Genomic DNA, 26059 nt, shown 5'->3' on the forward strand with positions numbered 1-26059 from the left:
GCCCCGGCATCGCCGGCCGGGTTCCGGCGGATGCTCAGAGCCCTTGTCGCAGCTTGCGCAGATCGGTCTCGGCGCGGTCGAGTTCCTTGCGCAGTTCGAGGATCTCCGCCTGCAGGCGGGCGATGGCGTCCTCGCGGCTCTCCGTGGGCGGCCGGGTGCCGCACTGGCGCTGGACCGCCTCGAGCTGCTCGGCGAGTTGGCGCCGCTGCAGCATGCGGCCCCGGGCGCGGGCCGCGTCCATCGCCTGAACCAGCGCGGCTTCCTCGGCGCGGCAGTCGGCGGCTTCGGCCGCCGTCGTCGGGGGTGATGTCGCCGGTTGCGCGAATGCGGGAGCGGACGGCGCCGACGCCAGGATCAGCACGGCGGCGGCCAGGGCAGGGATCGAACGCATCGCTCGGGCCTCCCGTGTCTCAGCGCGCCGTCGCCATGCGCAGGCGCCGCGCCGCTTCCTCCGCCTTCGCATCGTCGACCTCCCGAAGCACGCCGCCGACGTCCACCGCCCCGCGCGGAGCCTCGAAGCGCCCGGTGAGCACGGTCGACGGATCGAGTTCGCCGCGCTCGTAGACGTGCCAGATCTCCTCGCCGTAGCGCGTGGGCAGCAGTTCCGGAGCGAAGCGACCGAAGAACACGCGCAGGTTGTCGACGTCGCGCAGCAGCATGCGGCGCGCGTGGTTGTTGCCGGCGGCGTCCACCGCCTGCGGCAGGTCGATGACGACCGGGCCGTCGGCCGCCAGCAGCACGTTGAACTCCGACAGGTCGCCGTGCACGATGCCCGCGCACAGCATGCGCACGACCTCGCCGATCAGGCTGGCGTGGTGGCGCACGGCGTCCTCGGGCGTGAAGACCACGTCGTTCAGGCGCGGCGCGGCGTCGCCCTCGGCATCGGTCACCAGTTCCATGAGCAGCACGCCGTCGGCGAAGTTGTACGGCTGCGGCACGCGCACGCCGGCATCGGCCAGGCGGTAGAGGGCGTCGACCTCGGCGCTCTGCCAGGCGGCCTCGGTGGCCTGCTTGCCGAACTTCGTGCCCTTGGCCATCGCGCGCTGCAGCCGGGTGTTCTTGACCCGGCGGTTCTCGGTGTAGTCGACCGCCTGGCGGAAGCTGCGCTGGGTCGCTTCCTTGTAGATCTTGGCGCAGCGGGTGTCGTCGCCGCAGCGCACGACGTAGACCATGGCTTCCTTGCCGCTCATGAGCTGGCGCACGACGGTGTCGATCAGGCCTTCGTCGATCAGGACCTGGAGTCGGGGGGGTGCTTTCATGCGGGCATTCTGCGCCGGCGCGCCGAAGCGCGCCGCCGCGGGTCAGGCCGGGTCGGCCGGGGGTTTTCCGTGGCCTTCGTGCAGCCATTCGCGCACCACGCCGTTGGTCCAGCCGAAGCCGTCCTGCAGCGGGTACTCGCCCCCACCACCGCCGCACGGCGCCTCGCGGGCGCTGCCACGCAGGGCGTACTTCTCCACCAGCTTGCCTTCGGCGTCGTAGACGCGCTCGACGGTGTCGAGCCAGCGGGCCCGGATGTCGTTCGCCAGAGCGTGGTGGCCGTAGGCTTCGAAACCTTCGGCCGCCAGCCACTGCAACGGCGCCCAGCCGTTGGGGCGGTCCCATTGCTGGCCGCTCTCGGTCAGGGAGGTGGCCAGGCCGCCCGGCGCCAGCAGGTGGGCACGCACGGTCGCGGCCAGCGCGCGCGCCTGCCCGGGCGTCGCCGTGCGGGTGAACAGGGGGGTGACCGTGGCCGCGTTGAGGTGCCGCCGGGCGGTGCCGGTGGTCCAGTCGTGGTCCAGGAAGGCGCCGGTCCGCTCGCACCAGAAGACCGCGGTCATGGCGCGTCGCCGTGCCTCGGCGCGGGCCTCGAAGTCCCGCGCGGTGGCGCCGTCGCCCGCCGCCAGCGCGAGGCGGGCGATGGTCGTCTCCAGCTTGTGCAGCAGCGCGTTGAGGTCGACCGGCAGGATCGACGTCGTGCGGATCGTCGCCAGCGCGTCGGCGGGCTCGGCGTGCGGCGCGGCGTCGTCGAGCCACCGCGAACTGAAGTCCCACCCCGATTCGGCCGCCGCCCGCAGGTCGCGCCAGACCTGCGCCGCCGGCCGCCTGGCGCGCGTGGCCGTCGCCGTGTCCTCGCGCCAGGATTCCTCGCGCGGCGTGTCCCGGTCGTCCCAGTAGCGGTTGAGCAGCGTGCCGTCGGCCAGGGCCACCACGCGGCGGTGCGCGGTGCCCGGCGCCAGGCCCTCGGCCCCGTCCATCCAGAAGGCGTGCTCGCGCCGCATCTGCGGCAGGTAGTGCCCGCAGCCGTGGCCCCGGTGCGACTCGCACAGCTCGGCCATCAATGCGAAGACCGGCGGCTGCGACCGGCTGAGGTAGTAGGTGCGGGTGCCGTTGGGCACGTGACCGTGGGTGTCGATGAGGTAGGCGAAGTTGTCGGTCATCGCGTGCAGCAGCGACGTCCGCCCGCTCGCGTCGAGGCCGAGCATGGTGAAGTACGAATCCCAGTAGTACATCTCCATGAAGCGCCCGCCCGGCACCACGTAGGCGTGCGGCAGCGCGAGCAGCGAGCCGCGGTGCGGATGGCGCGACGGATGCCGCGTGAGTTCGTCCCAGAGCGCCTCGATGTGCGCCGCGAGCGGCAGGCCGGGCGCGACCCCGCCACGGCGCTGCGCGGCATGCGGTTCCGGCGCGAAGTGCGCGGCGACGAAGGCGCGCAGGTCGAAGCCCGCGTTGTGGCAGGTCCGGCGGTAGGCGGCCAGGATGGCCTCGGGGGCCTGGCGGGGCGCGCAGTCCACGAAGGTCTTGGAATCGTCGAAGACGCCGGCGCGCTGCACCGCGACGAAGAGCTCGGCGTAGCGGTCGGCGGGGGAGTGCGTGTCGGCGGGCGGAACGGCCGCGGCGGCGGCGTGGCGCGCGGCGGCGTCGGGAGGAGTGCGCTGCATGGCGCAGGACTGTGCCGCAGGCCCCGGCGCACGCCGGACCCGGCCCGCACGCAGCGCGGGCCGGACGGCGCGCCGACTTGGCGTCGTCCGGGCCGCGCGCGACGCCAGCGCTTGTCCGGCGGACGCTTGCAGGGAAGGCTGGCACGGGACGGGCGGCGGCAAGGGCAGGGTCGTCGTCCGACTGCGGTTTTTCTCCTCCATCGTTCCCACGGCCACGGCCTGTCCGCACCATGAACCCATCCTCGCCTTCCACTGCCTCCGACGCCAACGCGTCTTCCTCCTCCGCCGCCGGTGCGCCGGCCACGCCCGTGGCCCCGGTGCTGCGGGGCCAGCCGGCCCTGGTCACCGGCGCCAGCTCGGGCATCGGCCGCGCGGTGTCGCTCGCCCTGGCGCGCGCCGGCGCGGACGTGGTCGTCAACTACGCGCACGACGAGGAGGGCGCCAACGCCGCCGTGGCCGACATCGAGGCCTGCGGCCGGCGGGCCATCGCCGTGCGCGCCGACGTCGCCGACGAGTCCGAGGTCGAAGCGATGTTCGCCCGGGCGATCGAGGCTTTCGGCACGCTGCACATCGTGGTGTGCAACGCCGGGCTCCAGAAGGACGCGCCGCTCCACGAGATGACGATCGACCAGTGGAACACCGTGATCGGCATCAACCTCACGGGCCAGTTCCTGTGCGCACGCGCCGCCGTGCGCGAATTCGCCCGCCGGGGCGTCGATGCGGGCGTGTCGCGCGCGGCCGGCAAGATCATCCACATGAGTTCGGTCCACGAAGTCATCCCGTGGGCCGGCCACGCCAACTACGCCGCCTCCAAGGGTGGCGTGTCGATGCTGATGAAGACGCTCGCGCAGGAGGTGGCGCCGCAGCGCATCCGCGTGAACGCCATCGCGCCGGGCGCCATCCGCACGCCCATCAACACCGAGGCGTGGCAGACCCCCGAGGCGTACGCCGCGCTGATGAAGCTCGTGCCCTACCAGCGCATCGGCGAGCCCGACGACATCGGCCAGGCGGCGGTCTGGCTGGCCTCGGACGCGTCCGACTACGTGACGGGCACGTCGCTGTTCGTCGACGGCGGGATGTCGCTCTATCCGGAGTTCGCGCACGGGGGCTGAACGTCCCGCCACGCGCGACACGGCGCGCGGGCCAGGGCCGCCGGTGTCGATGACGCGATAAGTCGGGTGATCGTGGCGCTGTTCGGGACGCCGGGCGTGCCGGCAGCCGATATGCTCGCGCTCGATCGGAGGCCGAGGTGGCTCTCGTCGCTTCGTCCTCACCCATGAATCCCAGCCCGTCGTCCCTCACCGCCAGCGCAGACATCGACGAAGCGTCCCTGGCCCGCATGGTGCGCCGCGACCAGCTCGTCATGCTGCGCGCCAGCGTGCGCAGCGCCATCCCGATCAACCTGATCCTCAGCGTGACGGCGATGCTGGTGGCGGCGCACGCGGGCCTGGTCGCGGAAGGGCTGGCCTGGCTGGCGCTCTCGGTCGTGGTGAACGTGGCGCGCCACGTGCTGTGCGGCCAGCCGTTCGAGGACTCGGCCGCCGGCGTCGAACGGCAGTTGCGGCGCATGGTCGCCGCGTCCGTGGTGGCGGGCGCGGTCTGGGCGCTGGTCCCGGTGCTGTGCGCGGGCTACACCTCGCCGCAGACGCTGTTCTACATGGCGATGGTGTGCGGCATCTGTGCCGGCGCGGTGAGCTACGGCATCGCCTACGCCGCGGTGCCGATCGGCTTCATCGCGCCGCCGCTGCTGTCGGGCGCCGTCTGGCTGGCGGTGACGGGCGACTTCGACCGGCGGTGCCTCGCGGCGATGGTGGTGGTGTATTTCGCCGGCCTGGTGCGCGCGGCGGTGCAGAGCGAACGCGGCATCCGCAGCGGCTGCCTGCTGAAGAACAAGGCCACGGCCATGGCCTCGCAACTCGGCGCGGCGCACGAGGCGCTGCAGGAATCGGCCGAGCACCTGGCGATCCGCGCCTCGCACGACCCGCTCACCGGCCTGCTCAACCGCGAGGGCTTCGCGCAGGCGACCGCGCGCCGCATCGGGGAGCGGCCCGGCCGGCCGCACTGCCTGTACCTGTTCGACCTCGACGGCTTCAAGGGCGTCAACGACGCCTTCGGCCACCGCACCGGCGACCGGGTGCTGCAGGACGTGGCGCGCTGGCTAGAGCGCGAGCTCGACGGCCTGCGCGCGATCGTCGGGCGCTGGGGCGGCGACGAGTTCGTGGTGCTGTGCAACCACGACGAGGACCGCGCCCGGGCGCCCGCCGCGCTGGCGCAGTCGCTCATCGCCGCGCTGCCCGCGGCCATGCCCGCGAGCGGCAGCCACATGGGCCTGAGCGTGGGCATCGCCATCGCCCACGACACCGACATCGTCGACATGATCAGCCTGGCCGACGAGGCGCTCTACGAGGCCAAGCGCGCCGGGCGCAACCGCTTCCGCATCGTGGACGACGCGCTCAACAAGCGCCTGGCGGTGCGCCGCGACATCGAGCGCGACCTGGAGGGCGCGATGCGCACGCGCGCCATCTCGATGTGGTACCAGCCGGTCGTGGCGCTGGACACGCAGCGCGTCCACAGCCTGGAGGCGTTGCTGCGCTGGGACCACCCGCGCCACGGGCGCATGCCGCCCGAGCAGGTGATCTTCGCGGCCGCCGCCGCCGGCATGGCCGAGGCGCTGCTGCGCTACATCGTCGAGGAGGTATGCCGGACGCTGCGCGAGCTGGAGGCGCAGGGCGGGGCGCTGGCGGCGGTGCCGATCGCGCTGAACGTCTCGCCGCGCGAGATGGCGCAGCTGGCCGTCGACCGGCTGGTGCTGGGGCTGCTGGCCGAGCAGGGCGTCGCCGCGCAGCGCCTGAAGATCGAGATCACGGAAGAAGTGGCGCTGGACACGCCGGCCGCGCGCGGCTGCCTGAGCGCGCTGGCGGCGGCGGGCGTGACGATCGTGGTGGACGATTTCGGCGTGGGCTATTCGTCGCTCGCCTCGTTGCGCGACCACTACGTGCGCCAGGTCAAGATCGACCGCAGCTTCGTCGCCGGCCTGGGCGGCTCGTCGGGCAACCGGGTGCTGGTGGACGCGATCGTGCGGCTGGGCCGCGCGCTCGACATCGAGGTGGTGGCCGAGGGCGTGGAGACGGTCGACGAACTCGACGTGCTGCGCGTGCTGGACTGCCCGCTCGGCCAGGGCTACCACTTCGCGCGGCCGGCGCCGCTGGCCGAGGTCGTGGCGTGGGCCGAACGGCGGCGCGCCGCGGCGGTCTGACTTCCGGCGCGATGTCCGAAGGGCCGCGGACCACGCGAAATGCGCCTACTCGCCGAGCGGGCGTGGACAGACCCGGCGGCGCGGCCGAACTGCGATCATCCGATAATCCACGGGCCGTGTCTGCGCTGACTCGATCGACCGTTCCCGCCCGTTTGCCCACCGTTTCCCGCCTCCCAGAAGACGCCGTCCCCGACGCCCAGACCGTGCCCACGCCGAACGACGCCGCCCTGCGCGACACCCCCATCGACGCACCGCGCACCGACCTGGCCGTGCCGTCGGTGGCCGACCTCACCACCTGCGACCTCGAACCCATCCGCGTGCCCGGCGCCATCCAGCCGCATGGACGGATGCTGGTGCTCGACGCGACGGACGCCGCCGCCGTGGCCCACAGCGCCAACTGGCCGGCGGCCGAACTGCGCGACGCCTCGGCGGCCCTGCCGCACGCGGCGCTGGCGGCGCTGGTCGATGGCGAGGCGCCGCTCGCGCTGGGCGACGTGCTGCTCGGCGGCGCGGCCTGGGCGCTGTCGGGTCACCGGCGCGGCGACCGGCTGGTGCTGGAGTTCGAGGCGCCGGAGCCGGAGTCGCCGGTCGGCCGGGTGCCGGTCCATCCGCTCGCGCGCGGGTTCCTGCCCCGCCTGCAGGAGACGGCGACGCTGGACGACGCGACGGCGCTGGTCGCCGCCGAGATAAAGCGCCTGACCGGATTCGGGCGCTGCCTGGTCTACCGCTTCGACGCCGACGGCCATGGCGAGGTGCTGGCCGAGCGGTGCGATGCGGGCTATGCGAGCCACGCCGGCCACCACTTTCCCGCCAGCGACATCCCCCGGCAGGCGCGCGAGCTGTACGTGCTCAATCCGTTCCGGCTCATCGTCGACGCCCACTACGACCCGGTGGCGCTGGTGGCCACCGGGACGCACGCGGGCGATGCGGCGTCGGTGTCGGGCATCGACCTGTCGCAGGCGCAGCTGCGCAGCGTCTCGCCGGTGCATCTGGCGTACATGCGCAACATGGGCACGCGGGCCTCGATGTCGGTGTCCATCACCGTCGAGGGACGGCTCTGGGGCCTGATCTCCTGCCACGACGACGCGCCGCGCCGGCTGGTGCCGGCGGTACGCCTCGCCTGCGAGCACCTGGGGCAGCTGCTGGCGCTGCAGGTCCAGGTGCTGGAGGCGCGGCGCGCGGTGGCCGAGCGGCTCGAGCTGCGCCACCTCACCCTGGACATCGTCGCGCGGCTCGCCGACGGCGACGCCACGCTCGCGCGGCTGGTCGACCACCCGGACGCACTGCTCGGCCTGGCGCGCGCCAGCGGCGCCGCCGTGGTGCGGGACGACCGGGTGTGGAGCGTGGGCCAGGCGCCCGCGCACGCCGACATCCTCGATCTCGCGCAGTGGATCGACGGGCGCGGCCGCGAGGTCTTCGAGACGCAGGGGCTGGCCTCGCACCATGCGCCCGGAGCCGCCTTTGCGCACGTGGCCGCCGGCGTGCTGGCCATCTCGATCTCGCAGGTCCACCGCCACCTGGTGCTGTGGTTCCGTCCGGAAGTGCTGCAGACCATCACCTGGGCCGGCGACCCGCGCAAGGCGGCGCCGTCGGACGACGGCCGCATCCACCCCCGGCGCAGTTTCGCGAGCTGGGTCGAGACGATCCGGGGGCGCGCGGCGCCCTGGACCGAGGCCGAGGTCGGCGCCGCCGCCGAGCTGCGCCAGGCGCTCATCGGCATCGTGCTGCGCCGCGCCGAGGAGATGGCGCAGGTGGCGGCCGAACTCGGGCGCGTCAATAAGGAACTCGAAGCCTTCTCGTACACCGTCTCCCACGACCTGCGCGCGCCGATGCGCCACATCGCCGGCTATGTCGACCTGGTGGTGGAGTCCGAGGGCGCCGGCCTGGGCGAGCGCTCGCTGCGCTACCTGGCGCACGCCAAGGAGGCCGCCGCCTTCGCCGGCAAGCTGGTCGACGGGCTGCTCGACTTCTCCCGCATGGGCCGCGCCGCGCTGAAGCTGCGCGCCATCGGCACCGCCACGCTGGTGGAGGAGGTGGTGGGCGAACTCGAGCGCCTGGAGCCCGGGCGCGGCATCGAGTGGGCGGTGGCCCCGGACCTGCCCGTGCTGCACGCCGACGCGCTGCTGCTGCAGGTGGCCGTGCGCAACCTGCTGGGCAACGCCGTCAAGTACTCGCGTGGCAGCCGGCCGGCGCGCATCGCCGTGCGCGCCGTGCGGCGCGAGGATGGCGAGGGCCTGGAGGTGGAGGACAACGGCGTGGGTTTCCAGATGAAATACGCGGGCAAGCTGTTCGGCGTGTTCCAGCGCCTGCACACGATCGACGAATTCGAGGGCACCGGCATCGGACTGGCCAACGTGAGGCGCATCGTCGAGCGCCATGGCGGCACGGTCTGGGCCCGTGGCGAGCTCGGCAGGGGGGCGTGCTTCGGCTTCGTGCTGCCCCGCCGCCCGCCCGCCGACGGCGTCCCCACGCAAAGAGAAGGAACCCATGCTTAAACCGATTCTGCTGGTCGAGGACGACAAGCGCGACCTCGAGCTGACCCTGGTCGCCCTGGAGCGCAGCCAGCTGGCCAACGAAGTGGTGGCGCTGCGCGACGGCGCGCAGGCGCTGGACTACCTGCTGCGCGAGGGCGAGCACGCCGGGCGCGGGGAGGGCAATCCGGCGGTGATCCTGCTCGACCTGAAGCTGCCCAAGGTCACCGGGCTGGAGGTGCTGGAGGCGATCAAGGCCGACCCGGCGCTGCGCAGCATCCCGGTGGTGATGCTGACCTCCTCGCAGGAGGAGTCGGACGTGCTGCGCAGCTACCAGCTCGGCGTCAACGCGTACGTGGTCAAGCCGGTGGCGTTCGACCGTTTCGTCTCCGCGATCTCCGACCTGGGCGTGTTCTGGGCCGTCCTCAACGAGCCGCCGCCGGGCTCGCTGCGCAGCGCGCGCCACCATGAGTAGTCCGGCGCCGCTGCGCGTGCTGCTGCTGGAGGATTCGCGCTTCGACGCCGAACTGGTGCTGGAGGCCCTCGCCAGCGCGCTGCCCCAGGCGCAGCCGACCTGGGTGCGCGACGAGGCGGGCTTCCTGGCGGCGCTGGCCGCCACGGCGTTCGACCTGATCCTCTCGGACGTCGAGCTGCCCGGGTTTTCCGGCGTGCAGGCGCTGGATTTCGCGCGCGCGCACCACCCGGGCGTCCCGTTCGTCTTCGTCTCGGGCGTGATCGGGGAGGACAACGCGGTCGAGCTGCTCAAGCGCGGCGCCACCGACTACGTGAGCAAGGCCCGCATGGCGCGCCTGCCCGTGGTGCTGGACCGGGCGCTGCGCGAGGCGGCCGAACTCGCAGCGCGCCATGCCGCCGAGAGCCGCCTGCGGGAGGCCGACGACGCCTTCGTGCGGGTCGAGTCCCGGCGCATGGCGCTGGTCGAGCTGAGCGACCGCATCCGCGACCTGGACGACCCCGGCGAACTCGCCTACGCCGCCGCGGAGATCGTCGGGCGGCAGCTGGGCGTCGACCGCGCCGGCTACGGCGTGGTGGACACCATCGCCGAGGTCATCACCATCGACCGCGACTGGACCCTGCCGGGCGTGCCCAGCCTGGCGGGCGCGCTGCGGTTCCGCGACTACGGCTCCTACATCGACGACCTGCGTCGCGGCGTGACCGTGGCCATCGGGGACGCCTATGTCGATGCCCGCACGGCCGCGAACGCCGACGCGCTGGTGGCCATCCAGGCGCGGGCGTTCGTCAACATGCCGCTGACCGAGAAGGGCGGGCTGGTCGGCCTGCTCTATGCCAACCACGGCGCCGTGCGCGGCTGGCCGGCGGAGGACCTGGCGTTCATCCGCGAGATCGGCGAGCGCGTGCGCACGGCCATCGCGCGGCTGGACGCGCAGCACGAACTGACCGCGTTCGCCGCGTCCCTGGAGCGGCAGGTCGAGGAGCGCACCTACGAGCGCGACCGCACCTGGAAGCTCAACCAGGACCTGCTCGGCGTGGCCAACCCCGACGGCTTCTTCGAGAGCGTGAACCCGGCCTGGGAGGCGGTCCTGGGCTGGAGCGCCGAGGAGATCCGCCGCATCCCGTTTCGCGAACTGGTGCATCCGGAGGACCTGGCCGCGACGCAGGACGAGCTGCGGCGCCTGGCGCAGGGCCAGCGCACCCAGCGCTTCGTCAACCGCTACCGCACGAAATCCGGCGGCTATCGCTGGCTGGCCTGGACGGCCGTGCCCGACCGCGGCCTGATGTACACCGCCGCGCGCGACATCACCGAGGACAAAGAGCGCGAGGCCGAACTCGAGGCCGCGAAGGAGCAGTTGCGCCAGAGCCAGAAGCTCGAGGCCGTGGGGCAGCTGACCGGCGGACTGGCGCACGACTTCAACAACCTGCTCGCGGCCATCACCGGCAGCCTGGAACTGATGCGGCGGCGCAGCGCGGCGGGCCGGACGGCCGAACTCGAACGCTACATCGGCGTCGCGCAGGGCGCGGCGCAGCGCGCGGCGGCGCTCACGCACCGGATGCTGGCGTTCTCGCGCCGCCAGACGCTGGCGCCCAAGTCGCTGGACGTGAACCGGCTCGTCGCGGACATGGCGGACCTGCTGCGCCGCACGATCGGCCCGGAGATCCACCTGGAGACGATCGCCGCCGTCGGCCTGTGGAGCGTGCTGGCCGATCCGAGCCAGCTGGAGAACGCGCTGCTGAACCTGTGCATCAACGCCCGCGACGCCATGCCGGGCGGCGGGCGGCTGGTGGTCGAGACCGCCAACCGCTGGATCGACGAACGCACCGCGCGCGAGCGCGAACTCGCGCCCGGCCAGTACGTCTCGCTGTGCGTGAGCGACGACGGCGTGGGCATGAGCCCCGAGGTCGCCGCGCGCGCCTTCGACCCCTTCTTCACCACCAAGCCGATCGGCATGGGCACGGGCCTCGGCCTGTCGATGATCTACGGCTTCGCCAAGCAGTCCGGCGGGCTGGTGCGCATCTACTCGGAAGCCGGCCAGGGCACCATGGTGTGCCTCTACCTGCCCCGGCACGCGGCGCCGGCGGAGCCCGTCGCCGCGAGCGCGCCGGCGGTCGTCGCGCCGCGGGCCGACCGGGGCCAGAGCGTGCTGGTGGTGGACGACGAGCCGGCCGTGCGGATGCTCGTCGTCGAGGTCATGCAGGAGTTGGGCTACGCCACGCTGGAGGCCGCCGACGGCGCCGAGGCGCTGGCGCACCTGCGCTCGCCGGCGCGCATCGACCTGCTGGTCACCGACGTCGGCCTGCCCGGCGGCATGAACGGCCGTCAGGTCGCGGATGCGGCGCGGGGCGTGCGGGCGGGCCTGCGCGTGCTCTTCATCACCGGCTACGCCGAGAACGCCGTGCTCAGCCACGGCCACCTCGACCCCGGCATGCACGTCATGACCAAGCCGTTCGACATGGACGTGCTGGCGAGGCGCGTCAAGGACCTGATCGAGAGCGACTGATTCTTCCTACGCCGGGCGGCGCCGCCGTGCCTTCCAATCGCCTTTTCACTCGATCCCGTCAGGCTTACGTTTCCATGGACACCACGACCCCTACCCTCCAGACCCTTTTCGACCAGCTCGGCCTGCCCAGCGAAGCCGCCGACATCGACCGCTTCGTGGCCGAGAACCGTCCCGTTCCCCAGGAGGTGGCCCTGCCCGACGCCCCGTTCTGGACGCCGGCCCAGGCGCAGTTCCTGCGCGAGGAGTGGAAGGACGATGCGGAGTGGATCCCGGTGGTGGACCAGCTCAACGTGATGCTGCGCGATTGAGGACGCCCGGTCTCGCCCTGGCGGCCGCGCGCGCGCTCCGTGTCGCGGCGAAACGGATGCCGGCATTGGCATTGGCGCTGGCGATCGGGCTGGGCGCGATGTCCGCCGTCGCGCTCGCGCAGGAACTGCCGGCCGGCGTCCGATGGGGCATGGACGCCGACGCCCTGCGCGCCGCCGTTCCCGACGCCAGCCGCGTCGCCCGGCCGCAGCGCCTGGCCGGTGGCGTCGCCGGCACCTGGCACGCGCCCCCGGTGCGGATCGCCGATGCGCTGGATGCCGAGCCCGTCTTCTTCTTCGGTGGGGGCCGTCTGGTCCGCGTCGAGCACGTGGCCGCCGGCCTCGACGCGCCCGATCGCGGCGAAGCCGCCTTCGCCGCGCTGCGTGACTGGGGTCGCGAGCGCTTCGGCGCCGAACTGGCGACGCGCGACCCCGGCAGCGAGATCGCGGCCTGGGTCGACGGCGACACCGACGTCTATGTCCAGCGTACCGTCGACGCCCGGGGCGCGACGGTACGGCTGGTCCGCAAGCTGCGCGTGGTGAAGGACGGCCGGGCGCTCTGAACGAGCGCTCAGCCTGCCAGCAGGGGTTGTCCGACGGTGGCCGAGGCGGGTGGACCGAACGGGTCGCCGCCCGCGGGCAGCGGGTCGCCCCACTGCGCACGGTTCTGCCGCAGCAGGGTCATCACGTCGTCGGCCATGGCCTCCAGCAGCTTGACCTCGCGCTGGCTCAGTGCGCGCGGCTCCACGTCCAGCAGGCACAGCGTGCCCAGGACGTGCCCGGCGGCGTCGCGCAGCGGCGCGCCGGCATAGAAGCGCACGCCCTTGGCGCCCAGGGCCGGATTGCCGGCGAAGCGCAGGTCACGGCTCACGTCGGGCACCACCATCGTCTGCGCGTTGGCCACCACGTGGCCGCACAGCGACAGCGAACGCGGCAGGTCGAGTTCCTGCGCGGTCACCGGCGCGACGCCGGAGGCGTCGGGCGTGACCAGCGGGCCATGGGCGGCCAGCACGTTCTGGCGGTCCTCCTCGATCAGCGACACCATCGCCAGCGGCATGTCGAAGATGTCGGCCGCGCGCTTGGACGCGGCCTCGAAGAGCGGCATCGCCCGCGCGTCGAGCGCGCCGCTGGTGCGCAGCGCCTCCATCCGCACGGCGTCGTCGGCCGGCACCTGGGGCGCCATGAAGCCCTGGTCGAGCTTGGCGCCGGTCAGCGCGACGATGCGGATCACGGCCTCCGTGACGGAGGTGACCACGGCGTCCGCGCCCAGCGACTTGCAGGCCGCCTCGCCCAGCAGATCGGCCGGAGCGTTCCACAGGCCCAGGATGATGTGAATGTCGGGCCAGCGCCGGCGCAGGCGGCGGCAGAAGTGGCGCGCCGGAACCTGCGGGTCGCGGCTGAAGTACGACAGCAGCACCACTTGCGCGCCTTTGAGGTCGAGGCGGGCGATGTAGTCGGCGCTGATGGTGGCCGCCGGGCGATGCTCCGCCGGCAGTCCCTCCAGCGACAGCGAGTGCGCCAGCATGCGCGCGGCCAGCGTGTCGATTTCCCACTTCGCGCCGATGCACACGGTCGTCGGCAGCGCCGCGCCGAGGGCGCTGGCGTGCTGCTCGGCCACGTCGTCGATCAGCGTCTCCATGCCGATGACGATGCGATGGCGGTGGTGGGCGGTGGCCGCGCTGCCCTGGTCCTGGCTGGCCATGCGCAGTACCGGCAGGCCGACCTGGTCGTAGAACGCGGTCACCTTGACGTTGCTGGTCTGCTCGTGCGCGAGTTCGATGGCTTCCTCGACGTCGCCGGCGATCAGGCGCTGGTAGATGCGCGTCGGCGCGTCGAGCGCCGGCTGGCTGCCCAGCAGCACGTCCAGGAATTGCAGGCGCGGCAGGTAGCGCCCGATCACCAGCAGGCACACCGTCAGCGGCGTGGACATCACCAACCCGACCGGTCCCCACAGCGCGGTCCAGAAGATCGCCGAGGCCATCAGCGAGATCGCCGACAGTCCGGTGCTCGCGCCGTAGAGCCAGGGCGCGACGAAGTTGCTGCTGATCATCTGCAGCACGCCGATCAGCGCCAGCGTCCACAGCACCATGTGCCAGCCCGGGTCGATGGCGAAGGCCAGGGTGAGGGGGAACGCGGCCGAGATCATCGGGCCGACGTAGGGCACGAAACGCATGACGATCGCCGTCGCGCCCCACAGGAGCGCCCCCGGGATGCCGATGATCCACAGCCCGAGCGCGAGCGGCAGCCCGTAGCTGGCGTTCACGATCAGCTGCATGGTGAGGTATTTGCTGATGCGCGCGCCGGCCTCGTCCATGGCGTCGGTCGAGCGGTGCAGGCTGCCCCCCCACAGCCGCAGCATGCGGTCGCGCAGGTCCAGCCGGTCGAGCAGGATCAGCACCACGAACACCATCACGATGCCGGCGGTGGCGAGCGGGCCGCTGCCCAGCCTGAGCCATTCGGTGGCGGTCTCGAAGGCCGACGGCGGCGTCTCCTCGATCACCACGCGCCGCGGCGTCAGTTCGCGCGCGCCCGGGCGCGTCGGGTCCGCCGCCGGGACGCTGGGCGTGACCGGGAGGTTGATCTCCCGGCGCAGGGTCTCGAAGGTCTTGGACACGCCGTCGAACATGCCGGGCTTGTCGGCGTCCTCGCGCAGGTCGCGCAGCTTGTCGACGATGTTGTTCTGGTAGGTGGGCAGGCGCGCGCTCAGCGTGCTGACCTGGTTGGCCAGGAACAGCCCGGTCAGGCCGATGAGCACCAGCGTGGCCACGGCCACCACCGCGACCGCCGGCATGCGCGGCAGGCCCAGCCGCTTGAGCCGGACTACCAGCGGATCGAGCACGAAGCCCAGGAAGATGGCCAGCGCGAGCGGAATCAGGATGTCGCGGCCGAAATACAGCGCCGCGATGATGATCGCCGCGGTCACCAGCCCCATCATCAGCCGCAGCTCGGGCAGCAGCGTCAGCAGCACGCTGCCGGGTTCGTTGATCTGCCGCAGCGAGGCCAGGTGGCTCTGTTCGACGGGATCCTCGACGGGCTCGCGGGGGCGTGGGGACGGCGCGTCCGGCGTCGACTTCTCGAAATCTGTCACTGCGAAGCTCCGGTAGGGAAACCCGAGGTTACGGCCAAGGGAAAGATCGGTGTGAAAGCCGGCGGCTTCGAACCCACAATGCAGCCACTTTTCACGCGCGCATCGCGCAGGAGACACGCATGGAACCGCAAGCACGACAACGCATCGGCCTGATCGGCGTGGGCCTCATGGGCCACGGCATCGCCTTCAACATCCAGAAGCACGGCCACCCGCTCGCGGTGCTGGCGCACGCCGGCAACCAGCCGATCGACGACCTCGTGGCGGGCGGCGCGACGGTCCATGGCACGCCGGCCGAGCTGGCCGCGGCGGTCGACGTGCTGCTGCTGTGCGTGACCGGCACCCCGCAGGTCGAGGCCGTGCTGCTGGGGGAGGGGGGCGCGCTGGGCGCGCTGCGTGCGGGCGGCGTGGTCATCGACTGCTCGACCGCCATTCCGGCGTCGACCGAGCGCCTGGCCGCGCGCGTGGCCGAGGCCGGCGGGCGCTTCATGGACGCGGCCATGACGCGCACGCCCAAGGAGGCCGCCGAGGGCCGGCTCAACCTGCTGGTGGGCGCCGACGACGCGCTGTTCGCGCAGTGCCGCCCGCTGCTCGCGTGCTTCGCCGAGAACATCACGCACGTCGGGCCGGTGGGCGCCGGCCACCGCATGAAGCTGCTGCACAACTACGTGTCGCTGGGCTCGGTGGCGCTGATCGCCGAGGCCGCCGCCTGCGCCGCGCGCGCCGGGGTCGCGCCCGAGGTCTTCGTCGACGTGCTGGCCAAGGGCGGCGGTGGCGGCATGGCGCTGGAGCGGCTCCGGCCGGTCCTGCTCTCGGGCGACGCGAGCGGCCTGCGCTTCGCGATGTCCAACGCGGCCAAGGACCTGGGCTACTACGCCGCCATGGCCGAGGACGGCCACGCCGCGCGGGCCATCGCCGAGGGCGTGCGCCGGACCTTCGAGGAGGCCCTGACGCACGGCGACCCGCAAGCGCTGGTGCCCGAACTGGTCGCGCAACTGACCCGCCGCGGCGACGGCCGCTGAACCGGCCACGGCCACAGCCGACTTCGCGGCGCCGGCGCGCCTCACGCGAGCACGCCGGCGACCCGGCCGCGCCAGAACGCCGCGTCGGGCAGGGGACCGGTGCCCGCGCGGGCGTTGTCGGCCATGTGCTCCGGCCGGCTCGTGCCGGGGATCACGCAGGTCACGGCCGGATGCGACAGCGTGAACTTCAGCAGCACCTGGGCCCAGCTCGCGGCGCCGATCTCCGCCGCCCAGGCCGGCAGCGGCCGCTCGCGCAGCCGGCGCAGCAGGCCGCCGCCGCCGAAGGGCTGGTTGACGATCACCGCCACGCCGCGCTCGGCGGCCAGCGGCAGCAGGCGGCGTTCGACCTCGCGGTCGTCGAGGGCGTAGTTGATCTGCAGGAAGTCCAGGGGCTCGGCGCGCAGCACGGCCTCGACCTCGTCGAAGGCGGCCGTCGTGTAGTGCGTGATGCCGACGTGACGCACGCGCCCCTGCGCCTTCAGCTCGCGCACCGTGGCCAGCTGGACGCGCCAGTCGACCAGGTTGTGCACCTGCATCAGGTCGATGCGCCGCGTGCCCAGCAGCGCGAAGGAGCGCTCCATCTGCGCGAGGCCGGCGGCGCGGCCGCGCGTCCAGACTTTGGTCGCGACGAAGGCCGGCGGTCGCGGCGCCGGCAGCTCGGCGAGCAGTTCGCCGGTGGTCTGCTCGGAGCGGCCGTACATGGGGGAGCTGTCGAGGACGCGGCCGCCGGCGTCGAACAGCGCGCGCAGCACGCCCGGCAGGCGCTGGTGCTCGGCGCTGCCGGGCGCGTGGTCGAAGCCGACCCAGGTGCCGCAGCCGATGACCGGCAGGGCCTCGCCGGTGGAGGGGACGGGGCGGGTGTGCATGGGCGGGGTCGAGGAGGTGGCGGGCGGCGTGGTGGACGGCACGGTGGCGGGCGCGGCGGCGCCGGCCGGCAGCATGGCCGACAGCGCGAGTCCAGCGGCGCCGCGCAGGACCTGCGCGCGGGTCGGGCCCGACCGGGCGAGCGGGGAAGCGGAGCGGTTAACGGGGGCGGGCATGCTTCGGTCTACCGGAATTTGCCCCACCGGTCTGCAAGCCGAAGGGGTCGGATGGCGGCGAACAAGCCGCCTTCATGGCAAATTCCCGGCCGGACCCCGTCCACGCCGGCGCACCCGGCGATTCCAAGCATCCGGAGACACAACCCATGAGAATCCCGCCGACCCTGACGCGACGGCTCGCGCTGCCGCTGCTCGCCACCCTGTTCGCCGCCCCCGTCCTCGCGCAGGGCGCCTATCCCGACAAGCCCGTCACCATCGTCGTGCCGCAGGGCGCGGGCGGGGCCAACGACGCCATCGCGCGCATCGTGGTGCAGAAGCTGGCGGTGCTGCTCAAGCAGAGCGTCGTCATCGACAACCGGCCGGGCGCCGGCGGCAACATCGGCACCGCCTACGTCGCCAAGGCCAAGCCGGACGGCTATACGCTGGTGCTGACCACCAACAGCGCGCACGTGGTCAACCCGTGGCTCTACAAGAACATCGGCTTCGACCCGGTCAAGGATTTCACGCCGATCGGCACGGTGGCCACGGCCGGCTACGTGCTGGTGGCCAACCCGGCGTTCCCGGCGAACAACGTCAGGGAACTGATCGCGCGTGTGAAGGCCGCGCCGCCGGGCTCGATCAGCTACGCGTCGGCGGGCAACGGCACGCTCAACCACCTCATCGGCGAACAGCTCAAGAAGCAGGGCGGCATCGAGATGGTCCACGTGCCCTACCGCACCTCGGCGGCGGCCGTGACCGACGTGGTGGGCGGCCAGCTGCCGCTGTCGGTGCAGAGCCTGCCCTCGTCGATCGCGTTCATCAAGGGCGGCAAGCTGAAGCTCCTGGGCGTGGCCAACGAGAAACGCATCGCCGCCTTTCCCGACGTGCCCACCATCGGGAAGACGCTGCCGGGCTTCGGCACCACGCCGTGGTACGGCCTGCTCGCGCCGGCGGGCACCCCGCAGCCGGTGGTCGAGCGGCTGCAGGCCGCCCTGGCCGAGGCGCTCGACGGCAAGGACGTCCAGGACCAGCTCGCCGCCCAGGGCTGCGAGGTCTTCAAGGGCACCCCGGCCGCCTTCGCGACGCTGATCCGCACCGAGCTTCCGCAGTGGGAGCGGGTCGTGAAGGCTTCCGGCGCGACGCTGGACTGAGCGTCCTCGGGCGGCGCGGCGGGACGGTCGTCTACCATGGGGCGTCCTGTCCGTCACGTGGCTCCGAATGAAATTCTCCCTGCGGCGTCTGTACGAACGCGTCGTCTCTCTCCTCCGCCGGCACCTGCCGTCGCGCCGGGCGCCGGCGCCCCCCGTCACCCTGGTGCCCGAACGCTGGACCGAGGAGCAGGTCACGCTCGAAGGCCGGCGCATCGACTACCGCCTCTACGTGCCGCCGCTGGTCTCCGGTGCGATCCCCCCGCGCGCCCTGGTGCTGATGCTCCACGGCTGCCAGCAGGACCCGCTCGATTTCGCGCTCGGCACCGGCATGAACGACCTGGCGCGCACCCGCAACGTCGTGGTGGTCTATCCGGCGCAGAAGAAGGCCTCGAACACCCACGGCTGCTGGAACTGGTTCAAGACCCAGCACCAGCAGCGCGACCGGGGCGAGCCGGCGATGCTCGCCGGCCTGGTGCGCGCGGTGGTGCAGGCCCACGGCGTCGACCCGGCGCGGGTCTACGTCGCCGGGCTGTCGGCCGGTGGCTCGATGGCGGCCATCCTGGCGGACTGCCACGCCGACCTGTTCGCCGCCGCCGGCGTGCATTCGGGCCTGCCGCGCGGCGCGGCGGGCGACGCCATGTCGGCGCTCGCGGCGATGCGTCACGGCGTGCGGCCGGCCGTCGGCCGGGTCGGTGGCCGGCCGACGATCGTGTTCCAGGGCGATGCCGACGACGTCGTGCACCCGTCCAACGGCGTGGCGGTGGTCGAGGCCGCGCGCGGCCTCGACCTCATGGGCGGCGCCGGCGCCCGGCGCCTCCAGGGCGTCTCGCCCCGGGGACGGCGCTACACCCGCACCTGCCATCCGGCCACGGCCGCGGCGGGACCGGTGGAGCACTGGGAACTCCACGGCATCGGCCACGCCTGGTCGGGCGGCGATGCGCGGGGCAGCTACACCGAGCCGGCGGGCGTCTCGGCCAGCGCCGAGATGCTGCGCTTCTTCCTCGAGAACCCGCGCCGGCCGGGCGACTGAGCCCGGTGCCGGCACCGTCGCCGGCACGGTCGCGGTCGCGGTCGCGCCGGCGGTCGCCCGGTCAGTCCGCCTCGATCTTCGCCGCCCGGATGACCTCGGTCCAGCGCGTCGACTCGGCCTTCACCAGCGCGTCCATCTGCTGCGGGTTCAGGTAGTCCGCCGTCGCGCCCTGGTCCTGCGCCTTCTGTCTGAACGCCGGCGTCGAGACCACCTTGGCGATGTCGGCGGAGAGCTTGTCGACGATCGGCCGGGGCGTCCTGGCCGGCGCGAAGACGCCGAACCACGAGGTGGCGTCGAGCCGGGGCAGGCCGGCCTCGGCGGTGGTCGGCACGTCGGGCAGGCTCGCCAGGCGGGCCTTGCCGGTGGTCGCCAGCACGCGCAGCTTGCCCGACTGGATGTGCGGCACGAAGGGCGGGGCGGTGCCGAAGGTCAGGTCGACCTGGCCGCCGAGGAGGTCCTGCAGCGCCGGACCGGTGCCCTTGTAGGGGATGTGCGTGAGCCGGATGCCCGCCTGCTGCTCCAGCATGGCGCCGGTGGCGTGCTGCAGCGAACCGTTGCCCGACGAGGCGTAATTCAGCTTGCCGGGGTTCGCCTTCGCGTAGGCGATGAGTTCGGCCATCGACTTGAACGGCAGGTCGGCGCGCACGACGACGATCTGCGGCGCCGACAGCACGTTGGCCACCGGCGTCAGGTCCTTGGCGTCCCACTGCGGCGCCTGCTTGCTGACCAGCGGCGTGATGACGTGGTAGCCCGAGTACTGCATCAGCAGCGTGTAGCCGTCGGGCTCGGCGCGCTTGGCCGCCACCGCCGCGATGCCGCCGTTGGCCCCGCCCCGGTTGTCGACCACCACGGTCTGGCCGAGCGCCGTGCCCAGCGGCACGCCGAGCATGCGCGCGGCCAGGTCGGTGGTGCCGCCGGCGGCGGTGGGCACCAGCATCAGCACCGGCTTGTTCGGGTAGTCGGCCGCGCCGCCCTGCGCGCGCGCGGCGGGCCCGGCGGTGCCCAGGGCGGCGAGCGCGAGGCCGGAGAGCGCGAGCACGCCGAACGCGCGCCGTGACGCGCGGGCGGTGACGGCGCGGCCGCGCGGTGCCGTCGTGGTGGGTGCGACGCTGGCGAGGGAAGTGCGTTGGAAATCGGTCATCTTGAAAATTCTCGGGTTGTCTCGTTGGATCGATCGTCCGGCCGCACGGCCGGGATGTGGCCAGGGCCTCGGCCGCCCGCGCGGCCGAGCCGTGGCTCAGGTCTCGGCCGGCGTGCCCGCGTCACGCGCCAGCGCACGGTCGCGCCAGGTCGCGAAGTCCGGCGGCGGCACGTGCAGGTCGAGCCGGCGCCCGGCCTTGGCGATCTGGCTCGGGATCTCGTGGCCGATGAGCGCGGGCAGCCGGTGCGCCGCCGCCAACAGCAGCGACAGGTCGCAGCCGGTGTCGTAGTCCATCAGTTCGAGCGCGTGCACGATCTCCTCGGTGCAGACGTTGCCGCTCGCGCCCGGCGCGTAGGGGCAGCCGCCCAGGCCGCCGAGCGAGGCGTCGAAGCGGTCGGCGCCGGCGTCGATGGCGGCCAGCACGTTGGCCAGGCCCATGCCGCGCGTGTTGTGGAAGTGCAGCGTGAGTTCGGTGCCAGGCAGCCGGGCGCGGAATTCGCGCGTCAGCGCCGCGACCTGCGTCGGGTAGGCCATGCCGGTGGTGTCGCACAGCGTGATGCCGCGCGCCCCGGCCTCCACGAAGCGGCGCGCCCAGTCCAGCACCACCGACGGCTCGACGTCGCCCTCCATCGGGCAGCCGAAGACGCACGACAGCGACACGTTGACCGGCACCCGGGCCTCGCGGGCCATCGCGAGGACGCCCGACAGCGCGGCGAACGACTGGGCGCGCGTCATGCGCAGGTTGGCCAGGTTGTGCGTCTCGCTGGCCGACATGACCAGGTTGAGCTCGTCGGCGCGCGCCTCGATGGCGCGCTCGGCGCCGCGCCGGTTGGGCACCAGGCAGGTGTAGACCACGCCCGGCACGCGCTCGATCTCGCGCAGCACCACCTCGGCGTCGCGCAGCGCGGGGATCGCCTGCGGCGAGACGAAGGCCGTGGCCTCGATCTTGGCCAGCCCGGCGGCCGAGAGGGCGTTCACCAGCGCGATCTTCTCGGCCGTCGGCACGAAGGCGGCCTCCATCTGCAGCCCGTCGCGCGGGCCGACCTCCTGGAGGTAGAGGCGCCGTCGCGCGCCGCGCCACACGTCGGGCGCGTCGGCGGCGTGCACGGCGGAGCGTCCGGTGGCCGGGTTGGCCGTCGGGGTGGGGACGGGGGTGGGCGTGGGCGTGTTCATGCGATGGCTCCTCTGGAACGCAGCAGGGTGATCTGTTCGGGGGTCAGGCCGGCCTCGCGCAGCACGGCGTCGGTGTCTTCGCCGAGGCGTGGCGCGGCCGAGCGCACGCCGCCGGGGGTGAGCGACAGCTTGGGCACGATGCCCGGCACGTCGATCTCGTGGCCGTCGCGCGTGGTCTGGCGCAGGATCATGTCGCGGGCGCGGTAGTGCGGGTCCTCGTGGATGTCGCGCGCGGTGTAGACCTTGCCGGCCGGCACGCGCGCCTCGCCCAGCCGCGTCAGCACCTCGGCGATGGGAAGCGGCAGCGTCCAGGCGCCGATGGCGGCGTCGAGTTCGTCCACGCGCGCCACGCGCCCGGCGTTGTCCTGCAGGTCCGGAGCGGTGGCCAGGTCCGCGCGGCCGACCACCTGCATCAGTCGGCGGAAGATGCTGTCGCCGTTGCCGGCGACCAGCACATAGCCGTCGGCGCACTTGTAGGCATTGGAAGGTGCGATGCCCGGCAGGGCGCTGCCGGCGGCTTCGCGGACGGCGCCGAAGGCGCTGTACTCGGGCAGCAGGCTCTCCATGACGTTGAACACCGCCTCGTGCAGCGCGACGTCGATCACCTGGCCCGGCCCGCCGTGCGCCTTGCGGTGGTAGAGCGCGAGCAGCACGCCGATGGTGCCGTGCAGGGCCGCGAGCGTGTCGCCGATGGACACGCCCACGCGCACCGGGACGCGCCCGGGCTCGCCGGTGAGGTGGCGCAGGCCGCCCATCGCCTCGCCGATGGCGCCGAAGCCGGGCAGGTCGCGGTACGGGCCGGTCTGGCCGTAGCCGGAGATGCGCAGCATCACCAGGCCGGGGTTGAGGGCGCGCAGGTCCTCCCAGCCCATGCCCCAGCCTTCGAGCGTGCCGGGGCGGAAGTTCTCGATCAGCACGTCGGCCTCCGCGATCAGGGCGCGGGCGACGTCCTGGCCCTCGGCCGAGCGCAGGTCGAGCGCGACCGAGCGCTTGTTGCGCGACTGCACCTGCCACCACACGGCCGTGCCATCCTGCAGGAGGCGCCAGTTGCGCAGGGGGTCGCCGCCGCCGGGTGCCTCGATCTTGACGACGTCGGCGCCGAATTCGCCCAGGGTCTTGCCGCAGAACGGGCCGGCGATGAGCTGGCCCATCTCGACCACGCGCAGGCCGGCGAGCGCGCCGGTCGCGCCGGGCGTGGCCGGAGAGGATGAAGGGGTTGGATCGGTCATGGGACGCGATCATCGGCACCCGGGCGGCGCGCGCAAAGCGGCCATTGGCGACGCTGCCATCGCGAACGGCGATGGCGCGGCCGTGGCGGGTGTGTAATGGCCCGCCATGCGACTCGATCCCGTTTCATTGCGCCTCTTCGTCGCCGTCATGGAGGAGGGCACCATCGCCGCGGCCGCCCGGCGCGAGCACCTCGCGCCGGCGGCGGTCAGCCACCGCCTCAGCGAGCTGGAGGGCGCGCTGGGCACCGCGCTGTTCCAGCGCAGCAACAAGGGCACGCGCGCGACCGCGGCGGCGCACACGCTGCTGGGGCTGGCGCGCGGGGTGCTCCACGGGCTGGACGACATCGCCGAGCAGATGGCCGGCCACGCCGGCGGCGTGCGCGGCCACGTGCGCGTGTTCGCCAACATCTCGGCCATCACGCAGTTCCTGCCGGACGATCTGCGCCGCTTCATGGACGCTGCGCCCCGGGTGCAGGTGCACCTGCAGGAGCGCATCAGCAGCGCGATCGCGCGCGCGGTCGCCGACAGCCGCGCCGACATCGGCATCCTGAACGCCGGCGCCCACGGCGAAGCGCTGACGGTGCTGCCCTACCGCGAGGACGAACTGGTGCTGATCGTGCCGCGCGGTCATCCGCTGGCGGCCCGGCGCAGGGTGCGGCTGCGCGACGCGCTGGCGCACGATTTCGTGGGCGCCCACCCGGGCAGCGCCGTCAACGACCGGCTGCACCGCGCCGCCGCCGAGCTGGGCCTGCCGCTGCGCCTGCGCATCCAGGTCGGGGGCTACGACGCGATGTCGCTCATGGTCGCCGCCGGCATGGGCGTGGGCGTGCTGCCGCGCCTGAGCGCGCGGCTCTATCTTTCAGCGCTGAATGTCCGTGCCGTGACGCTCGACGAGCCGTGGGCGCGACGCCAGCTGGTGGTGTGCGTGCGCGCGCTCGACGCACTGTCGCCCGCCGCCCGCAGCCTGGTCGATCACCTGTGCGGGGGCGCGGCGCCTGCGGCCTGAACTCAGCGGACCGGCACGACGATCAGCCGCTCGCCCCCGGGCGCGGTCTTCAGGTTGGGATTGAGAGCGGGTGCATCGCCGGCGGTGCCGACCGGCACGCGGATCGACGTCGCGCTGCCCATGCCGTGCTGCGTCGTGAACACGCTCAGGTAACCCGCGGTCGTGCCCTGCAGCGTCACGTCCACCTCCAGCGTGGTCGCCCGGCCGGCCGGCAGCGCGCGGGGCGCGCCGTCCTGCAGCAGCACCAGGCCACCGTCGGCGGCCAGGCGCACCGACGCGCCGGTGGGATCGGTCACCTCGTCCAGGACCAGCGTGACGCGCACGGTCTGGCCGGCGGCCGTCGCGGGCTGCACCCGGTAGCGGACCTCGATGCCGGAGCCGTTGGCCTTGCGCGGCGCGGTCTCGAACCGCGCCGGGGGCTTGACGCCCGCGCCGGGGCGCTGGCCGGTGGCATCGGCGCAGGCCACCAGCGGGACGGCCAGTCCGGCCACGAGCAGGGCGGTCACGAGGCCGGCGAGCGGGCGTTTCATTGGATGGAGACGTTGAAGCATGGCGAGGCCGTCGTGTTGTTGTAGTCGTGCACGGCGATGACGGCATCGCCGGCCGGCAGGGTGGCGGTGAGGGTTTCGCTGGTGCCGACGGCGCGGGCCTGGGCCACCAGGCCCGCGCCGTTGCCCCAGACCGCCAGTTCCGGATCGGTGCCCGCGCCGCCGCTGACGGCGATGGTGTAGGCCCGCGCGGTGGGCGCGGTGAAGCGCAGGTAGGCGTAGTTGCCCAGCCGGTTGGTCGTCCCCGCCTGGTAGTCGACGCAGACCCGTGTCGTCGCGCCCGGCGCCACCGAGCGGTAGAGCGGCAGCGCCATGGCGACGCCGCCGTTGTTGGCCTCGGAGGTGCCGAAGGGATCGCTGGTCGAGGTGGCGATGGCCTGGCCGCCCAGCAGCCCGGCGAGCACCGGCGCGCTCGCGGGCGCGGCGGCGCCGAAGGCCGCGGCGAACGCGTGGATGGACGTCACCGCCGCGCCGCGCCGGAACGGACCGGTGAAGGCATCGTGGATGGGCTTGAAACCGACCTGGCGATTGAGGTGCCAGAAGATCGACTGGATCGAATCCTCGCGGTACCAGCCGGCACCGGCCGCGGCGCCGTTGCCCAGCACGATCTGCACGCCACGTGCCTGGGCGGGACCGTACGAGTCGGTGTAGTCCGCGCGCTCGAGCGCGATGCCCGACCAGGCGTTGCCCCAGCCTTCGGAAAACGCGACGCGGCGATCGAGCAGGTTGTTCAGGGCATGGGGGCCGCCCGGCGAGTCGTCGCGGCTGAAGGCGGACTGGTAGTAATGGCCCCATTCGTGGGCGATGACCGAGGCGTCGTACTCGTCGGTGTCGACGTTCTCCCGGCCCACCACGTAGATGGTGGCGCCGACGCCGCCCGATGCGCTGCCGACGAAGGCGGTGCTGCTGATGTCGCCCACGGCGACATCGCCGGCGGCGGCGCGGTTGCTGACGCTCCAGAACACCCGCAGCGGCGGGAACACCGTCGGGCCCGCCACCGCCTGGACCTTCGCCTGCGTGGTGTAGATGGTGTCCAGGATCGCGAACGGCGCGGCGGCGCGCGGCGCGCCGTACGCGGTGCCGGTCCAGCCCGAAGGCGCCGTGACGTTGCGCACCGCCGTGCCCGCGTCGACCTCGAAGGCCGGCGTCTCGATGGCGTAGAGGGCGCCGCCCTGGGTGTTGTCGCGCACCGACACGTTGAAGGTGGTGCCACCCGTCGGCTGGCTCAGCTCCGCCTTGACGCGCACCCGCACCGACGTGCCACGCGGGACGACCACGCCGTACGCGCCGTTCGCGTCGGTGCGGGTGGTGGCCAGCACGGCGTCGTTGGCGCCGACGATGTCCACGGTCGCGCCACGGATCGGCCGTGGCGTCACGGCGGCGTAGTCGAGCGCGCCGCCCTGGTTGGTGGGCACGTGGTCGTAGGTGGCGACACCGCCGAGCGACTGGGTCGCTGAGGGGGCGGTCGTGGCCGCCGGAGCGACCGCCGCCCCGGTGGGCGCGGCATCGCCGCCGCCGCCGCCGCCGCCGCAGGCGCCCAGCACCAGCGAGGCCAGGGCACCCGCCCAGACCCGGCCGGGCGGGAGGCCGAAGGAGCGCCCGGTGCGCCGGCGTCCGCGGGTCCGGCCCGCGTCGGAAAGGTCGAGGTCGTTGCTGAATGCGTTCATGTGTCGCCGATTGTCTTCGCAATACGCTGAAATATGGGTCACATCGCCATCGACCCACCCCGC

At 73.2% G+C, this 26059-nt stretch carries 21 protein-coding genes; 11 read left to right on the forward strand and 10 right to left on the reverse strand.

All coding sequences use genetic code 11. The annotated features are described in order from the left end of the window. Positions 1 to 34: 34 nt before the first annotated feature. From NF681_01445 to treF, 3 genes are read right to left on the reverse strand one after another with little or no spacing between them, the layout of a single operon-like run. The gene (locus NF681_01445; protein UST52270.1) at positions 35 to 391 is read right to left on the reverse strand and encodes a DUF1090 family protein; all 357 of its coding nucleotides are present in this window, start codon (positions 389 to 391) and stop codon (positions 35 to 37) included. A 19-nt stretch (positions 392 to 410) separates the two neighbouring features. Further along, positions 411 to 1259, reverse strand: coding sequence for a serine protein kinase RIO (locus tag NF681_01450; protein ID UST52271.1), 849 nt, complete (start codon positions 1257 to 1259; stop codon positions 411 to 413). A 42-nt stretch (positions 1260 to 1301) separates the two neighbouring features. Next, positions 1302 to 2918 (reverse strand): alpha,alpha-trehalase TreF, encoded by a 1617-nt coding sequence (gene treF / locus NF681_01455; GenBank protein UST52272.1) that lies wholly within the window; start codon positions 2916 to 2918, stop codon positions 1302 to 1304. 230 nt (positions 2919 to 3148) lie between these two features. Here treF and NF681_01460 point away from each other — a divergent pair, with 230 nt between their 5' ends. The 7 genes from NF681_01460 to NF681_01490 all read left to right on the forward strand — a co-directional run bounded on the left by NF681_01460 (position 3149) and on the right by NF681_01490 (position 12488). Continuing rightward, on the forward strand, positions 3149 to 4030 hold the full coding sequence (locus NF681_01460) for an SDR family oxidoreductase (GenBank protein ID UST52273.1): 882 nt from the start codon (positions 3149 to 3151) through the stop codon (positions 4028 to 4030). A gap of 164 nt (positions 4031 to 4194) precedes the next feature. Further along, complete coding sequence (locus tag NF681_01465; protein UST52274.1) at positions 4195 to 6174, forward strand: EAL domain-containing protein; 1980 nt, start codon at positions 4195 to 4197, stop codon at positions 6172 to 6174. A gap of 347 nt (positions 6175 to 6521) precedes the next feature. Then, complete coding sequence (locus NF681_01470) at positions 6522 to 8669, forward strand: ATP-binding protein (protein ID UST52623.1); 2148 nt, start codon at positions 6522 to 6524, stop codon at positions 8667 to 8669. Continuing rightward, positions 8662 to 9120: a response regulator gene (locus tag NF681_01475; protein UST52275.1), complete on the forward strand. Its 459-nt coding sequence runs from the start codon at positions 8662 to 8664 to the stop codon at positions 9118 to 9120. Before NF681_01470 ends, NF681_01475 begins: the two co-directional genes overlap by 8 nt. Further along, entirely contained in the window at positions 9113 to 11620 is a 2508-nt protein-coding gene (locus tag NF681_01480; protein UST52276.1) for a response regulator, read from the forward strand. Before NF681_01475 ends, NF681_01480 begins: the two co-directional genes overlap by 8 nt. 74 nt (positions 11621 to 11694) lie before the next feature. Beyond that, a complete protein-coding gene (locus NF681_01485) occupies positions 11695 to 11928 on the forward strand; it encodes a DUF2789 domain-containing protein (GenBank protein ID UST52277.1) in 234 nt (77 codons plus the stop codon). Continuing rightward, entirely contained in the window at positions 11925 to 12488 is a 564-nt protein-coding gene (locus NF681_01490) for a hypothetical protein (protein ID UST52278.1), read from the forward strand. The genes NF681_01485 and NF681_01490 overlap by 4 nt, the downstream gene beginning before the upstream one ends. Positions 12489 to 12496: 8 nt before the next feature. Here NF681_01490 and NF681_01495 read toward each other — a convergent pair whose 3' ends face one another. Next, positions 12497 to 15013, reverse strand: a complete 2517-nt coding sequence (locus NF681_01495; GenBank protein ID UST52279.1) for an AI-2E family transporter — start codon at positions 15011 to 15013, stop codon at positions 12497 to 12499. A 119-nt stretch (positions 15014 to 15132) separates the two neighbouring features. Here NF681_01495 and NF681_01500 point away from each other — a divergent pair, with 119 nt between their 5' ends. Then, positions 15133 to 16032: an NAD(P)-dependent oxidoreductase gene (locus NF681_01500; GenBank protein UST52280.1), complete on the forward strand. Its 900-nt coding sequence runs from the start codon at positions 15133 to 15135 to the stop codon at positions 16030 to 16032. Positions 16033 to 16073: 41 nt separating this feature from the next. Here NF681_01500 and NF681_01505 read toward each other — a convergent pair whose 3' ends face one another. Continuing rightward, positions 16074 to 17072: an aldo/keto reductase gene (locus NF681_01505; protein ID UST52281.1), complete on the reverse strand. Its 999-nt coding sequence runs from the start codon at positions 17070 to 17072 to the stop codon at positions 16074 to 16076. Between the two features lie 146 nt (positions 17073 to 17218). On the opposite strand from NF681_01505, the gene NF681_01510 reads away from it, so the two are divergent. Together NF681_01510 and NF681_01515 are read left to right on the forward strand one after the other, a co-directional pair. Continuing rightward, positions 17219 to 18202, forward strand: coding sequence for a tripartite tricarboxylate transporter substrate binding protein (locus tag NF681_01510; protein UST52282.1), 984 nt, complete (start codon positions 17219 to 17221; stop codon positions 18200 to 18202). A 67-nt stretch (positions 18203 to 18269) separates the two neighbouring features. Then, a complete protein-coding gene (locus tag NF681_01515; protein UST52283.1) occupies positions 18270 to 19232 on the forward strand; it encodes a PHB depolymerase family esterase in 963 nt (320 codons plus the stop codon). A 61-nt stretch (positions 19233 to 19293) separates the two neighbouring features. On the opposite strand, the gene NF681_01520 is transcribed toward NF681_01515, so the two are convergent. The 3 genes from NF681_01520 to NF681_01530 all read right to left on the reverse strand — a co-directional run bounded on the left by NF681_01520 (position 19294) and on the right by NF681_01530 (position 22775). Next, on the reverse strand, positions 19294 to 20373 hold the full coding sequence (locus NF681_01520; protein ID UST52284.1) for a tripartite tricarboxylate transporter substrate binding protein: 1080 nt from the start codon (positions 20371 to 20373) through the stop codon (positions 19294 to 19296). Between the two features lie 96 nt (positions 20374 to 20469). Continuing rightward, the gene (locus NF681_01525; protein UST52285.1) at positions 20470 to 21546 is read right to left on the reverse strand and encodes a hydroxymethylglutaryl-CoA lyase; all 1077 of its coding nucleotides are present in this window, start codon (positions 21544 to 21546) and stop codon (positions 20470 to 20472) included. After that, positions 21543 to 22775: a CoA transferase gene (locus NF681_01530; protein UST52286.1), complete on the reverse strand. Its 1233-nt coding sequence runs from the start codon at positions 22773 to 22775 to the stop codon at positions 21543 to 21545. Before NF681_01530 ends, NF681_01525 begins: the two co-directional genes overlap by 4 nt. 106 nt (positions 22776 to 22881) lie before the next feature. Here NF681_01530 and NF681_01535 point away from each other — a divergent pair, with 106 nt between their 5' ends. Further along, positions 22882 to 23781, forward strand: a complete 900-nt coding sequence (locus NF681_01535) for a LysR substrate-binding domain-containing protein (GenBank protein ID UST52287.1) — start codon at positions 22882 to 22884, stop codon at positions 23779 to 23781. Between the two features lie 2 nt (positions 23782 to 23783). On the opposite strand, the gene NF681_01540 is transcribed toward NF681_01535, so the two are convergent. Both NF681_01540 and NF681_01545 read right to left on the reverse strand, forming a co-directional pair. Further along, entirely contained in the window at positions 23784 to 24311 is a 528-nt protein-coding gene (locus NF681_01540; protein UST52288.1) for a hypothetical protein, read from the reverse strand. After that, positions 24308 to 25996, reverse strand: coding sequence for a hypothetical protein (locus tag NF681_01545; GenBank protein UST52289.1), 1689 nt, complete (start codon positions 25994 to 25996; stop codon positions 24308 to 24310). Before NF681_01545 ends, NF681_01540 begins: the two co-directional genes overlap by 4 nt. Positions 25997 to 26059: the final 63 nt, after the last annotated feature.

Source organism: Comamonadaceae bacterium OTU4NAUVB1 (genome assembly GCA_024372625.1).
Taxonomy (GTDB): domain Bacteria; phylum Pseudomonadota; class Gammaproteobacteria; order Burkholderiales; family Burkholderiaceae_C; genus Variovorax.

What these genes read in the sequence shown, in the direction of transcription:
- NF681_01445 (UST52270.1), bottom strand. Translation starts at nt 391, where the DNA reads ATGCGTTCGATCCCTGCCCTGGCCGCCGCCGTGCTGATCCTGGCGTCG.
- NF681_01450 (UST52271.1), bottom strand. Translation starts at nt 1,259, where the DNA reads ATGAAAGCACCCCCCCGACTCCAGGTCCTGATCGACGAAGGCCTGATC.
- treF (UST52272.1), bottom strand. Translation starts at nt 2,918, where the DNA reads ATGCAGCGCACTCCTCCCGACGCCGCCGCGCGCCACGCCGCCGCCGCG.
- NF681_01460 (UST52273.1), top strand. Translation starts at nt 3,149, where the DNA reads ATGAACCCATCCTCGCCTTCCACTGCCTCCGACGCCAACGCGTCTTCC.
- NF681_01465 (UST52274.1), top strand. Translation starts at nt 4,195, where the DNA reads ATGAATCCCAGCCCGTCGTCCCTCACCGCCAGCGCAGACATCGACGAA.
- NF681_01470 (UST52623.1), top strand. Translation starts at nt 6,522, where the DNA reads ATGCTGGTGCTCGACGCGACGGACGCCGCCGCCGTGGCCCACAGCGCC.
- NF681_01475 (UST52275.1), top strand. Translation starts at nt 8,662, where the DNA reads ATGCTTAAACCGATTCTGCTGGTCGAGGACGACAAGCGCGACCTCGAG.
- NF681_01480 (UST52276.1), top strand. Translation starts at nt 9,113, where the DNA reads ATGAGTAGTCCGGCGCCGCTGCGCGTGCTGCTGCTGGAGGATTCGCGC.
- NF681_01485 (UST52277.1), top strand. Translation starts at nt 11,695, where the DNA reads ATGGACACCACGACCCCTACCCTCCAGACCCTTTTCGACCAGCTCGGC.
- NF681_01500 (UST52280.1), top strand. Translation starts at nt 15,133, where the DNA reads ATGGAACCGCAAGCACGACAACGCATCGGCCTGATCGGCGTGGGCCTC.
- NF681_01505 (UST52281.1), bottom strand. Translation starts at nt 17,072, where the DNA reads ATGCCCGCCCCCGTTAACCGCTCCGCTTCCCCGCTCGCCCGGTCGGGC.
- NF681_01510 (UST52282.1), top strand. Translation starts at nt 17,219, where the DNA reads ATGAGAATCCCGCCGACCCTGACGCGACGGCTCGCGCTGCCGCTGCTC.
- NF681_01515 (UST52283.1), top strand. Translation starts at nt 18,270, where the DNA reads ATGAAATTCTCCCTGCGGCGTCTGTACGAACGCGTCGTCTCTCTCCTC.
- NF681_01520 (UST52284.1), bottom strand. Translation starts at nt 20,373, where the DNA reads ATGACCGATTTCCAACGCACTTCCCTCGCCAGCGTCGCACCCACCACG.
- NF681_01525 (UST52285.1), bottom strand. Translation starts at nt 21,546, where the DNA reads ATGAACACGCCCACGCCCACCCCCGTCCCCACCCCGACGGCCAACCCG.
- NF681_01530 (UST52286.1), bottom strand. Translation starts at nt 22,775, where the DNA reads ATGACCGATCCAACCCCTTCATCCTCTCCGGCCACGCCCGGCGCGACC.
- NF681_01535 (UST52287.1), top strand. Translation starts at nt 22,882, where the DNA reads ATGCGACTCGATCCCGTTTCATTGCGCCTCTTCGTCGCCGTCATGGAG.
- NF681_01540 (UST52288.1), bottom strand. Translation starts at nt 24,311, where the DNA reads ATGAAACGCCCGCTCGCCGGCCTCGTGACCGCCCTGCTCGTGGCCGGA.
- NF681_01545 (UST52289.1), bottom strand. Translation starts at nt 25,996, where the DNA reads ATGAACGCATTCAGCAACGACCTCGACCTTTCCGACGCGGGCCGGACC.